At 72.8% G+C, this 12,915-nt stretch carries 12 protein-coding genes; 7 read left to right on the top strand and 5 right to left on the bottom strand.

The window, feature by feature from the left end:
- Positions 1-17 precede the first annotated feature (17 nt).
- Together AB0D48_RS31150 and AB0D48_RS31145 are read right to left on the bottom strand one after the other, a co-directional pair.
- On the bottom strand, positions 18-2,960 hold the full coding sequence (locus tag AB0D48_RS31150; protein WP_362404440.1) for a M48 family metalloprotease: 2,943 nt from the start codon (positions 2,958-2,960) through the stop codon (positions 18-20).
- Between the two features lie 9 nt (positions 2,961-2,969).
- On the bottom strand, positions 2,970-3,590 hold the full coding sequence (locus AB0D48_RS31145; protein ID WP_362404437.1) for a hypothetical protein: 621 nt from the start codon (positions 3,588-3,590) through the stop codon (positions 2,970-2,972).
- A 186-nt stretch (positions 3,591-3,776) separates the two neighbouring features.
- Between AB0D48_RS31145 and AB0D48_RS31140 the strand changes: the two genes are divergently transcribed.
- The gene (locus AB0D48_RS31140; RefSeq protein ID WP_362404435.1) at positions 3,777-4,169 is read left to right on the top strand and encodes a hypothetical protein; all 393 of its coding nucleotides are present in this window, start codon (positions 3,777-3,779) and stop codon (positions 4,167-4,169) included.
- A 59-nt stretch (positions 4,170-4,228) separates the two neighbouring features.
- Here the strand turns inward: AB0D48_RS31140 and AB0D48_RS31135 are convergent, their stop codons facing one another.
- Positions 4,229-4,549: a hypothetical protein gene (locus AB0D48_RS31135; protein ID WP_362404433.1), complete on the bottom strand. Its 321-nt coding sequence runs from the start codon at positions 4,547-4,549 to the stop codon at positions 4,229-4,231.
- Between the two features lie 43 nt (positions 4,550-4,592).
- Here AB0D48_RS31135 and AB0D48_RS31130 point away from each other — a divergent pair, with 43 nt between their 5' ends.
- From AB0D48_RS31130 to AB0D48_RS31110, 5 genes are all read left to right on the top strand, one after another.
- Positions 4,593-4,901, top strand: coding sequence for a DUF6400 family protein (locus tag AB0D48_RS31130; protein WP_362404430.1), 309 nt, complete (start codon positions 4,593-4,595; stop codon positions 4,899-4,901).
- Positions 4,888-5,145, top strand: coding sequence for a hypothetical protein (locus AB0D48_RS31125; protein ID WP_362404427.1), 258 nt, complete (start codon positions 4,888-4,890; stop codon positions 5,143-5,145). Before AB0D48_RS31130 ends, AB0D48_RS31125 begins: the two co-directional genes overlap by 14 nt.
- Positions 5,146-5,334: 189 nt before the next feature.
- Positions 5,335-7,425 carry a protein kinase gene (locus tag AB0D48_RS31120; protein ID WP_362404423.1) on the top strand — a complete coding sequence of 697 codons (2,091 nt, stop codon included), beginning with the start codon at positions 5,335-5,337 and terminating at the stop codon, positions 7,423-7,425.
- A 103-nt stretch (positions 7,426-7,528) separates the two neighbouring features.
- Complete coding sequence (locus AB0D48_RS31115; protein ID WP_362404420.1) at positions 7,529-7,933, top strand: hypothetical protein; 405 nt, start codon at positions 7,529-7,531, stop codon at positions 7,931-7,933.
- A 128-nt stretch (positions 7,934-8,061) separates the two neighbouring features.
- Positions 8,062-8,313 carry a DUF6213 family protein gene (locus AB0D48_RS31110; protein ID WP_362404417.1) on the top strand — a complete coding sequence of 84 codons (252 nt, stop codon included), beginning with the start codon at positions 8,062-8,064 and terminating at the stop codon, positions 8,311-8,313.
- Positions 8,314-8,470: 157 nt separating this feature from the next.
- On the opposite strand, the gene AB0D48_RS31105 is transcribed toward AB0D48_RS31110, so the two are convergent.
- Together AB0D48_RS31105 and AB0D48_RS31100 are read right to left on the bottom strand one after the other, a co-directional pair.
- Positions 8,471-8,746 (bottom strand): isoamylase early set domain-containing protein, encoded by a 276-nt coding sequence (locus AB0D48_RS31105; RefSeq protein WP_362404414.1) that lies wholly within the window; start codon positions 8,744-8,746, stop codon positions 8,471-8,473.
- 195 nt (positions 8,747-8,941) lie between these two features.
- Positions 8,942-9,940, bottom strand: coding sequence for a zinc-dependent alcohol dehydrogenase family protein (locus tag AB0D48_RS31100; RefSeq protein ID WP_362404529.1), 999 nt, complete (start codon positions 9,938-9,940; stop codon positions 8,942-8,944).
- Positions 9,941-10,313: 373 nt separating this feature from the next.
- Here AB0D48_RS31100 and AB0D48_RS31095 point away from each other — a divergent pair, with 373 nt between their 5' ends.
- Positions 10,314-12,869, top strand: coding sequence for a discoidin domain-containing protein (locus AB0D48_RS31095; protein ID WP_362404411.1), 2,556 nt, complete (start codon positions 10,314-10,316; stop codon positions 12,867-12,869).
- Positions 12,870-12,915: the final 46 nt, after the last annotated feature.

The following is a 12,915-nucleotide window of genomic DNA, read 5'->3' as shown; positions in this document are numbered from 1 at the left end:
GGGGGCCCGGCCAGGCTCTACCCGGCCCGGTCGCAGGTCGTCCCCTGCGCGGCGGGCCGGATCGTGCCCTTGCGGCCGTCGGCGCGCAGCACCGCGTCGATCCGGGCGTTCACCGACGCGGTGCACCGGCCCGCCGTGATCAGCTCGCGGAGCGCGTTCACGAGCGCGGTCTGGTCGCGCACGGTCAGGGCCGCCGTGCAGCGTCGGCCGCCCTGGCCGGCGTGGACGGCGACGGCGTGCCAGTCGGCCTGGATTTCCCGCTCGGGGACCCGGAACCACACCGTCTCGTACAGTCCGGCTCGCACCCATTGCTCGCACACCGGCCGGAGCTGCCGGTCCATCAGGTCCCAAGGGGCACCCTTGGCCGCGCGGATGGCGGTGTTCAGCCGGCCGGAGAGCGAGGTGAGCTCTTCGAGGATGGTGTAGCCCCCGAGGTCGTACCAGGCGTCCACCTGCCGCGACCGCGTGCTTTCGGAGACGGGCGCGTCGGGGACGGCGGCCAGTTGCGCCTGGTTCTGGGAGTCGGCGAGATCGACCGTGAACGTGATGGTGCGCAGCCGGAAGACGTCGGCCGTGCCGCCGAGTCCCACGGCCGCCGCGCAGAGCAGACCGACGCCGACGCGCTGGGCGCGGGTGACGCGGGCCGGCGTACGAGGGGCCGTCGCGCAGAGCCCGGACGTCCGGACGCGGTGCAGGGCTGCGGAGGTCAGGGCCGTGGCGGCCGCGAGGGCGGTGGCGAGGACGGTCCCGAGGACGAGGGCGACGGTCAGCACGTAGAGGAACGGGAACAGCGGCAGCTGCCAGGCCGGTCGCCACGCGCAGCTGTCCTGGAGGACGCCGAGGGTCCCGGCGCAACCGTCGAGGGAGGCGAGGACGGTCACGCCGGCGAACCCGACCACGATGGTGCTCTGCGCCGCGATCAGACTGCCCAACAGCCGGAACCGGCCGGTCCGCGCGCCCGCCGCGAGGGCGGCGAGCCCCGCCGGCCCGCTCAGGGCCAGCAGGGTGCCGGCCGTGTACCGCAGCGCGTACAGCCCTCCTCGTGCCTCCGGTACCGGCTGACCGGTGTGCAGGTACGCCTGGACGCCCACGAACGCGGCCCAGGCCAGCACCCCGCCCAGCAGCCCCGGCAGCAGCACCCGCCGCAGGGGCGGCGCCACGTCTCCGGACGGCGGCGCGGCCGGACCGGGGTGCCAGCGCGGCCGGGCCGTCGCCGGGCCTGCCGCCCAGGCGGCCAGCGGTACGACCCACAGGAGGGTGAGTGCGAGGGGGATCAGGTAGAGGGAGGTGATGCTGCCCAGGAGCGGCAGTACGGTCGTGATTCCCGGTATCCGGCCCGGGTCCCCCGAGGGGGCCGCCGACGGCAACCAGTTGAGGGCCCATTGGGTCACTCCGGCGGCGCGCGCTCTGAAGCCGCTCGCGTACAGCGTCCCCATCAGGTGCCACCAGGCGAGCCAGAGCGCCAGGGCGGGAACGACGGCCAGCAGACTGAGCAGCAGGGCGGGCCGCAGGGTACGGCCGCGCCAGTTACGGGTCCACAGGTGGGCGCACTGCGTGATCCACCACCCGAAGGCCATCCCCACGGCCACGGGCAGCAGCAGGAGCTGCGGCCGCTGCGGCAGCCACACCCCGCTCCCGCCCGAACTGGTGAGGACGGTGCCGGCCGCGATGCCCACTCCCAGCCACCCTCCCGCCCACCAGCCCGAGAGCACCCGGCCACCGGTGAGTACGGCGTACGCCACCGCCCGCCAGAGCGCGATCCCGGTGATCGCGGTGACCAGGGCGGCGGAGACGATCGTGATCGCCTGGGTCACGCCGATCGTCGCCAGGTTGTACGGCGCCAGGTAGTACAGCAGGTGCAGCTCGACGAGCACCACGGTCGCCCCGGTGAGGAAGAAGGTCAGGGCCGGGGTACGGAACAGCGGCGCGGGGTCGGTCAGGGCGCCCCGGCGCAGGCCCCACTGCGGGTGGGTGCGCCACAGGGCGAGGAACCGTTCGAGGGCGCGGCGGACGGGCCCGGCGGCCTGCTGGTGGGTCTCGTCGGCCCAGCCGTGCGGATCCGCGCCCCAGCGCAGCGCGGTCAGGTCGGCGTAGACCTCGCGGCTGCGCAGGACGTCCGACCGGGCGAGGTGGACGAGCGCGACCGTGAAGACGGTGAGCATCAGCGGCCGGTCCAGCACCGGCAGGCGGCCGTCCGCGAGGACGCCGTAGAGCACGTAGCCCTCCCGGAGCAGGTAGGGCAGGAGCACCAGGGCGAGGAAGACCCGCCACAAGGTGACGGTGGCGTACGTGAGGGTGATGTCACGGTTGGCGACGTGCGCCAGTTCGTGCAGCAGCACCGCGCGGAAGCGTGCGGGGGCGCGGTGCCGGCCGGCGAGCAGGCCGCCGTACAGGCACACGACCGGGCGGCCGGTACGGCCGAACACCACCGCGCCGGCCCCGGTGGCGGCCGGGTCCACGACCACCCGGGGCATCTGCGCGAGGCCCGTGGTGACGGCCAGCTCGGCGAAGAGGGTGCGCAGTTCACCGTCGGGGTCCACCGCCTCCAGCGGGACGACCCGGCCGGGCCGGGCCTTCCACCGGGGCAGGAGCAGGAAGAGCAGGAGGGCCGACACGGTCAGCAGCACGGGCCAGCCGGCCAGCTGCCACCAGGGCGGCGGGGGTGCCCATGCGGACTGACAGAGGTGGTAGGCGACGGCCTGGCTGACGGCGCGGGCGGACTGCGTCCAGGAGGGGTCGGAGGGGTCCGCTCCGGCGGCGAGTTCGCAGCCGGTCCGGTCGCCGTCGGCCAGACCGATGATGACGGTCAGCATCATGGAGCCGCTGGCGGCCAGCAGCAGGAACAGGAGCGTCGCGAAGCGCACGCTCGTACCCGCACCCAGTACGCGCTCGTCGATCCGGGGCGGGGGCGCGGGCGGGTGCGCAGGTACGGGATCCGGCCGCGTCCCCGTGACGGCCATCCGGGCCGCCTATCCCTGGCCGCCGGCGGGCGCGGCGCCCGGGGCCGGAGCGGGGGTCCCTTGAGCCCCGGGTGTCTCCGGGGCGGCCGGGGCCGTGGACGGCTCCGGACCCTCCCCGCCGGGTGCGTCGGCCAGCGTCAGCCGGGTCACCACCGCGTCCGCGATCACCTCGGCGCGGCCGGCGGAGAGCCCGCGCTGTACCGCCGAGGAGCAGACGAGGGCCCGTACCTCGGCCAGTTGTTCGCGGGTCAGGGGCGCAACGGTGACCGGTGCGGCGGGACGCCGCAGGAGCCGCCGCAGGGCGGCGGTGACGCGGGCACCGGTGCGGTCCAGGGCCGCGTTCACCATCCGCTGGCCGACCTGATCCAGTACCAGCCACACCACCGGGGTCACGAGCACCGCGACCTCACCGGCCCCGAACCCCAGTGGCTCGCGCCGCCGGCCCCGGCCGCTCGGGCGACGTACCACCGTCGCGTCGTCGAACCGCTGGAGGCCGGCCAACAGCGGCAGCTCCTCCGGTGCCAGCTCGGTGACGGCTGAGCGCACCAGATCGCGGACGAGTTGGTGACCGGCTCCGTCTCCGTGTCCGGCGGTCCTGCCGTCGCCGAACGTGTCCGTTCCCGATGCCATCACGTCCCCCTCAGGTCTGCCATCAGCCCCGGTCGAGCCGGGACCGCCCACTGTGACACGGTAGGTTGACGGTCCGACAGAGGTCGTCCGAACGGATCGGCGCCAACGCGTTGACCTGCCGTTCCACCCCCCGGACTGCACCCGCACACACGAACGGCCTGCACCTATCCGAGAGATGAAGAATCAATGACGCTGAAAGTAGGCCAGCGGGTGAAGCTGGCAGCGGACACCAGGCTGACCGACTGGGTTGCGACCACGGAGGACCCCTCGACGTCGACGGGGACCGTGGCCGGGTCACTGTCCCTGGCAGCGGGCACCGAGGGCACCGTCGAACGGGTGGTCGCACACGAGCATCAGAGCCAGGAGGCTCGCGAGTACGAGCGGCTCAAGTCGCTCCTCGACGCCTTCGGCCAGGACATGCCCACGGAGAGCAGGAGGCAACTCGAAGAGCAGGTCGGCTCCCTGGAACCCGAATGGATCGCCTACCAGGAGCAGAGGCCGCGCGTAACGGTCCGCGTCCGCTTCGACAACGGGTTCATCCTCGACGACGCCCGCGAAGACGTCTTCACGCCCGTCTGACCGGGCCCGTTGCCCGTGCGCCGACGCCCAGCCGTCCGCCGGCCACGTACGTACGTACGCTAGGAGGCGGCCGCGCGGACCCTGTCGGCCAGGAGCGTGGCCGTGGTGTTCGAGGGATGCACCAGACGGGTGCGGGTGAGCGCGAAGGACAAGCCGCGCCCGCGGTCGGCGAAGGCGATGCTGCCGCCGCTGCCGTGGTGACCGAAGGCGGTCGGCACGCCGTCCGTCGCCGGCATGGCCAGGAAGTATCCGAGCCCGTTCATGTGGTGCCGTACCAGCATCCGGTCCGTGCCTTTCACCGCGATCGCCGCGGCCTGCGCCAGCCGCTCCGGCGGCAGCAGCCGGACCCTGCCCGGCCCGGCTCGTGTGACTCCGCACACCCTCCCTTGACCAGGCAAGGAAGGGATACCTAAGTTCTGCCTCATGTCCCAGCCCACACCTCCCTCCGGCTCCAGCGACCCCGCCGACCGCCGCTCGCCCGCCCCCGGACGGCCGGGCGCCCCCGGGCTGGTCGACTTCACCGTCGACCTCACCTCCCAGGAGGTACTCCGACGGGCTCAGGTGATGGACGCTCTGGGCCCCGACTGGGACCCGATCGAGGTGCTGCGCGGCGAGGAAGCCGCCTACGACCTGCTCTACTCCGGTCTCGACGAGCAGCAGCAGAGCCTGTACGACGATCTGGTCGCAGCCGGTGTGCTGCCCCGGCGCAGGAGCGGTCATGCTGCCCCTTGACCCGCAGGCCGACGTCGGGCGCCGCGCCTGGGTGCCCTGCCCCAATTGCCTCGATACCCGCGAGTGCGGGCCGTGCGGGGAGGGCCGGAACTGCTCCCGGCACTGGCGCTACATGCTCTCCAACACCGGGAGCCTGCTCCACCTGCAGTGCCCGGGCTGCACCCACATCTGGGTGCATGAGACCGGTTTCGGAGCCACCCGCTCCCTGTGGAACCGCATCACCAGCGGCCTGTCACCTCGCTGAGGACCCCGTGAGGACCCCATTTCGTCGGCGCGGAACGGCCTCCGGTCGCCGTCGCCGTTCGCCGTCGCCGTCGTGAGCGGGTCGGCGAGCGGCACCGAGCCGGTGGCGGAATCGGGCCTCGCTTGACTGGTACGCGGCGCGACGGGTAGGGAGAGGCTGTCATCGCGCGTGGTGTGAAACGGGGGACCCATGAAGCCGCTCGAATCGGGCGATCCCACGTCGGTCGGCGAGGGCCGCTACCGGCTGGTGGGACGGCTCGGCCAAGGGGGCATGGGCGTCGTCTACCTGGGCCGGTCCCAGTCCGGCCGTGCCGTGGCCGTCAAGGTCGTACGTCCCGAGCTGAGCACCGAACCCGGGTTCAGGCGCAGGTTCGCCGACGAGGTCTCGGCCGCGCGGAGGGTGGGTGGCTTCCACACCGCACCGGTCGTCGACGCCGACCCGGACGGGGAGCCGGCTTGGCTGGTAACCGCCTTCGTCCCCGGCCCCACCCTGCAAGCGGTGCTGGCGCGCGTCGGATCGCTGCCCCTGGACACCCTCACCGTGCTGGCGGCCGGCCTGGCCGAGGCGCTGGAGGCCATCCACCGGGCCGGGGTCATCCACCGTGATCTCAAGCCCGCGAACATCATCGTCGCGGAGGACGGGCCGCGCGTCATCGACTTCGGCATCGCGCGCGCCCTGGACGGAACGGCTCTGACACAGACCGGCCTGCAGATCGGCACGCCGGGCTTCCTGGCACCCGAGCAACTCACCAGTGGCTCCGTCACCCCCGCGGTCGACATGTTCGCCCTGGGGGTGGTGCTCACCCAGGCGGCGGGCGGCTCCCCCTTCGGCGACGGCCCGTCGGCGGCCAGGCACTACAAGGTCGTCCACGAGGAGCCGGACCTGACCGCCGTCCCCGGCGAACTCCGCGGAGCCATCGCAGCCTGCCTGTCCAAGGACCCGGCTGCCCGGCCCACACCGTCGGCCTTCCTCGGCGGCCTGACCGTACGCCACCCGGCCGGCGACTGCTGGCTGCCGGACGCGGCGACGCAGCTGCTCCCCCGGCAGGAGCCCACGGCGCAGCCCACCGCGCCCGATGCGCCACAGGACACCCCGGCGGCGAAGATCCCTGCGCCGGAACCGGACGCTCCCCGGATCGTGGGTCCGGAGCCGGGTACGGAACAGCCGCGGACCGTGACCTCGGCGGTGGACACGGGGCCGGCAGCGCCGCCCACACCCGCGCCCGCGCCCACCCCCTCGCCTTCGCCTTCGCCCGCGCCCTCGCCCGAGCCCGCAGGCGTGCCACCGATGGTTGCGGTACCGGCCCGACGCCGCCGCGCCGTGGTGGCGGCAGCGCTGCTGACGTCCCTCGCGACCGTCGGCCTGCTTCTGTGGCAGCCCTGGACCGGCTCCCCCGAGGACAGTGACAAGCCCCGCGCCGTCACACCCACCGGCTCGACCCCTACCCCTGCCCCTTTCCCCACCGACCCCCTGCTGATCCGGCAGGACACCGCGCCGGGCTGGCCGGGCACGTGCCACGGCGTGATCGCCCGCCGGGACGCCGCGGCCGACGCACCCCGGCAGCTCACCACGGGCGGCGCCTGCGACACCCTGCCCCAGTGGTCCCCCGATCGCACGTCCTTCGCGTTCACCCGCACCACTTCCGACGGCCCGGCCGTCTGGATCGCCGATGCCGACGGTTCGAACGCGCGGCGGATCGCCTCCATCACCGGCGGCAGGGTGTCCTGGTCGCCGGACGGCAGCCGGCTCGCCGTACTGCGCACGAAGGACGGCGTACAGCAACTGTTCGTCGTCAGCGTCGCCGATGGCGCCGCTCGCCAGCTCACCTCGGGCGTGGGCCAGGTCGAGGACCCCGCGTGGTCGCCGGACGGCAAGCGCATCGCCGTCTGTCTGCAGACGGAGCCCGGGAACTGGCAGATCCACGTGGTCGACCCCGCCGCCCCCGACCGTGCCCCTCAGCAGGTGACCCGGCTTCCCCATCCGGCGCTCGACCCCGTGTGGTCCCCGGACAGCACGACCTTCGCGTACACGGCGGGAACCTACGGCACGGGCACTCAGGGCGACATCCGTCTCGTGGACGCCGACGGCACGGACGATCGTGAACTGGTTGCCACCGGCGCCCATGAGATGGACCCCGCCTGGTCCGTCGACGGCAGCTGGGTGGCGTTCGTCCGCGGCCCCTACGAGAAGCCCGTGGTCTGGGCCGTCCGCACGGACAAGACCGGCGAGCGCACCCTCACCACCGGCACCTCCTCCGAAGGCCATCCCGCCTGGCGCTGAGACCTCCGGCGCCCGGCCACGGCCCGCCCACAACCTCGGCCGGGGCCCCCTCGTTGAACCGCTCGATCTGCACGCCGTGGGTGGCCGGAAGGAACGTGGTGCCGTGAGCAGTGGTATTTCCGTGGAAGAGAGTTGTGTCGCCGCGTTCCGGGAACTGACGGGACACCGGGACGTCAACACGGTGATCTACCGGCTCAGTGCCGACCTGGCCAGCATCGTCCCCGAGTTCGAGGGGAACCTGACGCACGACGAGCTGCTGGAGGCCCTGCCGACCGGCGAGCCCCGGCTCGTCGCGTACGAGCTGGCGTTCGCGGCGGCGGACGGAGCCCGCCGGCACGAGATCGTGCTGATCTCCTGGTCCCCTGAAGGCACGGACATCGAGCAGAGGACGGTCCTCGCCTCCGGCTATCGGGCCCTGCGCAGCACGCTCGACAGGATCGACCTGTGCGTACAGGCCACCGGCCTCGCCGACGTGCAGTACGACGAGCTCGTCTCCCGCGCCTCCTGACCCGAACCGCCCGGCGCGCGCGGTGGCGCTCGCCGAAAATGCACGCGGTCACACGGGTGGCCCGCTCCACAGCGGGCAGGCGCGGCCAGAGGAACGAACCGCCGGCCGATCGGCGGAGGTGGTGGACGATGAACGCGCCGGTCCCACTGGTCTGGGTCGTCGGCGGCCATCTGCTGATGCCCGCCGAACAGGTCACCAGCCTGCTGCGGCGCCTCGCGGCCGGCTGGCTGCAGTCGACGGATGCCGGGGAGGCGGATCTCGATCCCGGGACGGTCATGGCCCTGGCCGGTGCGCTGAGCGAGGTCGCCGATCAGATCGACGTCGAGTGCATCGCTTTCATGCCGGTCCGGAGCGCCCAGGGCGGCTCGCCGCCGCGCTGAGCGGACCGGCCGTCAGGGGCCGACGGGGCCACTCACTGGGCGGCCGGTAACTCGTCGGGTGAACAGGCCGCCGTCCGGAGCCCGCACAGTGACCTGCTGGCCGCCGCCCGCCCTGCCTGCGCCCCGCACCCGGTCAGGTGCGGGGTCCGGGGTCCGGTCAGGTGTGCAGGCGGCTGTTGGGGCCGTCCTGACCGTCGGCGGAGTCCTCGTTGAACCAGTAGTCACCTGCTGCCAGGTACCGGAAGGAATGACTGGTCTTCGGGGGCAGGGCGACCGTGACGGCTCGCGCGTCGTCCCTCCGCGGCACGAGGGGGTGCGCGTGCGGGTCCCAGTCGTTGAAGTCACCGACGACGCTGACCGGCCCGGGCGGGACGTCCGCCGGGAGGACGAAGGTGACCTCGGTCCGGTCCTTGCGCTGCTTGCGTTCAAGCACGGGTGCCTCCTGCGGAAAGGGGTAAGGGGAGCCCATCCTGCTCCTGGCCCCCGTCCCGGCGCACGCCGACACGGCCAACCGGCGACACGGCGTGACACACCAGAGTGACGTGCTGGCCCTGGGGGCTGCGCATCCGGGCGGGGCGGTCCCTTCCGCCCCACGGGTCGCCGGCCGGCGAAGTGCGCCGGGTGATCCTCAGCGGGCGGGCATGCGCAGCACCGCCGCTCCCTCGACCCGGCCGGCCGCGAGGTCGTCCAGGGCGGTCGCGGCATGGGTGAAGTCGTACACGGTCAGTGTCGGGCGTAGTCGCTGCGCGGCCGCGGCGGCGAGGAAATCGCGTCCGTCCCGGCGGGTGTTCGCGGTGACGCTCCTGACGGTCCGTTCGCGGAAGAGGTGGCGTTGGTAGTTCAGCGAGGGGATGTCGGAGAGGTGGATGCCCGCGATGCTGAGTGTGCCGCCGCTGTCCAGTGCCTCCAGGGCTGCGGGGACGAGGGCCCCGGACGGGGCGAAGAGGATCGCGGCGTCGAGCGGCTCGGGCGGGCCGGTGCGGGCGTCGCCCGCTGAGGCGGCACCGAGGTCCAGGGCGAGCGTCCGGGCGGCCGGGGCACGGGTGAGTACGTGGACGACGGCGCCTCGGGCGAGGGCGAGCTGTGCGGTGAGGTGGGCGGACGCGCCGAAACCGTAGATGCCGAGCCGGCCGCCCTGGGGAAGTTCGGCGCGGTTCAGGGCCCGGTAGCCGATGATCCCCGCGCACAGCAGCGGGGTCAGCTCCTCCGCGCTGTATCCGGCCGGCATCTCGTAGGCGTAGCGCGCGGGCACGGTCGCGTACTCGGCGTAGCCGCCGTGTGCGTCCCAGCCGGTGTAGAGGGACGAGGGACACAGATTCTCCTGGCCCCGCAAGCAGTACCGGCACGCTCCGCACGTCCTGCGCAGCCAGGGGACGCCGACCCGGGTGCCGACCACGGGAGCGGTGACCGCGTCGCCGACCGCGACGACGTCGCCCACCGCCTCGTGGCCGGGCACGACCCGCTCCAGGCGAGGCGGCAGGTCTCCGTCACGGACGTGGAGATCCGTCCGGCACACCCCGCACGCACGTACCTCGACCAGCAGCTCGTCCGCCTCCGGCACCGGGACGGGCAGCTCGACGCATTCGACCGTCCCGGGACGGCCGGCGGGAGCCACCCAGGCCCGCATCGTCTCGGGAATCCCGGTACTGCGGCTGTCGGCCATTCACGCCACCTCCTTCACACCCATGCACCGTGACACGGCCCTCTGCGCGGGCGTCGGACCTGCCGGCTGCGTGTCGGGCTGTCGGAGCGCTGCCTGAGCGGCGACCGCCGTTCACCGCGCTCCGGCAGCGCGACCGGCCGCATCACTGTGGTTGGCGACGGCCTGCGACGCCGCGGATTGAGTGAGCGTCAGAACAAGGGAGCCATGTCTTCGCCCCAGTGTCACCGGCCACCGGCCAGCCACGCCATTTCATGCCAACTCTCTTTGACTATGGGTAAGTTGCTACTGCTCTGACCTATCTTCTACGGGGCACACCAGATCGCCCCAGGAGGTCAGATTGCAGTCCAGGCGCTTCTTCGCCTCTCTACGCCTGCCACGCCGTTCCTACCTGCTCATCGCCTTCGGCATCGGCTCGCTGCTGATCGGGTTGACGCCGTGGCTCGGGGTCCCGAGCCAGGCAGCGGCCGGCCGCGCCCCGGGGCCCCGACCCGCGCCCGTGCCCTTCGACCAGCAGCCGGCGCAGCAGTCACCGCACCACGGCATCGCCCCGGCGAACGCCATGGAACCTACGGCCCCTGTTCTCGACCGGACCGGATGGACCGCCACGGCCAGCGACGAGGAGACCAGCGGCGAGAACGGCCGCGCGGCCAACGTGCTCGACGGCAACGCCAACACCATCTGGCACAGCAAATGGAGCGGCACCCCCGCTCCCCTGCCGCACAGCATCACCATCGACATGCACCGCACGGCAGTCGTCTCCGCACTCGTCTACCACCCCCGCACCGACTGGGGCAACGGGCGCGTCGGTGAGTACAGCATCAGCGTCAGTACGGACGGACAGAGCTGGGCGAGCCCGGTCGCTTCCGGCACGCTCGCGGACGACGGCAGCGCCAAGACGCTCGGGTTCGCCCCGCAGGGTGTCCGGTTCGTACGCTTGACGGCCCTCACCGAGGCCGGTGGCCGCGGACCTTGGACCTCTGCCTCCGAGATCAACCTGCTGGGCGACCCCGGTACCCCGCAAGCCACCGTCGACCTGTCCCGGACCGGATGGACGGCCGCGGCCAGCGACGAGGAGACCAGCGGCGAGAACGGTCGCGCGGCCAACGTGCTCGACGGCAACGCCAACACCATCTGGCACAGCAAATGGAGCGGCACCCCGGCTCCCCTGCCGCACAGCATCACCATCGACATGCACCGCACGGCAGTCGTCTCCGCACTCGTCTACCACCCCCGCACCGACTGGGCCAACGGGCGGGCAGGCGCGTACTCCATCACCACCAGCACCGACGGCACCGTCTTCGGCACGCCGGTCGCCGCCGGCACCTGGCGGGACGACGACACCGTCAAGACCGCCACGTTCACCCGTGCCGAGAACGCACGTTTCATACGTCTGACCGTGACCACGGAGGCCGGCGGACGCGGTCCGTGGACCTCGGCCGGTGAGATACGCCTGAGCGGACCGGCCAGTCCGGCCGTCCACGGATCCTGGGACCGGATCACCGGCTTCCCCCTGGTGCCCGTGGCCACCGCCGCCCTGCCGGGCGACAAGCTGCTGGCCTGGTCCGCCTACGCGGTCGACCGCTTCGGGGGAAGCAACGGCTACACCCAGACCGCGATCCTGGACCTGAAGACCGGCAAGGTCACCCAGCGCCGCATCGACAACACCGGCCACGACATGTTCTGTCCCGGCATAGCGATGCTGGCCGACGGCCGTGTGTTGGTCACCGGCGGCAGCAACGCGGAAAAGGCGAGCATCTACGACCCGGCCACCGACGACTGGTCCGCCACCACCAGCATGAACATCGCCCGCGGCTACCAGGCCATGACGCTGCTCTCCACCGGTGAGGCCTTCGTCCTGGGCGGATCCTGGAGCGGCACCGCGGGCGACAAGGCCGGTGAGGTCTGGTCGCCGGACACCCGCACCTGGCGGACGCTCCCGGGCGTTCCCGCCACCCCGGCGCTGACCGCCGACCCCGCCGGACCCTACCGCGCCGACAACCACATGTGGCTGCACGCCACTTCGGGCGGCAAGGTACTGCAACTGGGTCCGAGCAAGCAGATGAACTGGATCTCGACCAGCGGCCGGGGCAGCATCACCGCCGCCGGCACCCGGGCCGACAGTCCGGACGCCATGACCGGCAACGCCGTCTCCTACGACATCGGCAAGCTGCTCACCCTGGGCGGCTCACCCGCGTACGAGAAGACCCCAGCCACCCGGCGTGCCTACACGGTGGGCATCTCGGGCAGCAGCCAGGTGCAGGCCGCCCGTACAGGCGACATGGAGTACGCCCGCGGATTCAGCAACAGCGTCGTCCTGCCCGACGGCAAAGTGGCCGTCTTCGGCGGACAGGCCTATCCGGTGCCGTTCAGCGACGCGACCTCGGTGCTGACGCCCGAGCTGTGGGACCCGTCGACCGGCCGCTTCACCCCTCTCGCCACCATGGCCATCCCGCGCAACTACCACAGCGTGGCCAACCTGTTGCCGGACGGGCGGATATTCTCCGGTGGCGGGGGCCTGTGCGGTGACTGCGCGACCAACCACCCGGACGGGGCCGTCTTCACACCGCCGTACCTGCTCAACGCGGACGGATCGCCGAAGCCGCGTCCCGCCATCACGGGGGGCGTGCCCTCCAGGACCGCCCCCGGCGCGTCGCTCACGGTGAGCACCCAGACTCCGGTGGCGTCCTTCGTCCTGATGCGGGCCGCAGCCGCGACCCACTCCACCGACAACGACCAGCGGCGGGTCCCCCTCGTGTCCACGGCCACGGGAACCGGCGCGTACACGGTGTCCATACCCGCCGACCCCGGCGTGGTCCTGCCGGGCACCTACATGCTCTTCGCCCTCGACTCCCAGGGGGTGCCGAGCATCGCCCGGTTCGTCACCATCTCCTGACTGCCGGAAGGCCGCGCGGGCCGGTGGCCCCGGCACCGGATGCCGG

It is taken from the genome of Streptomyces sp. NPDC048269 (genome assembly GCF_040652395.1).
Taxonomy (GTDB): domain Bacteria; phylum Actinomycetota; class Actinomycetes; order Streptomycetales; family Streptomycetaceae; genus Streptomyces.
This window is presented reverse-complemented; position numbering and strand designations above follow the sequence as displayed.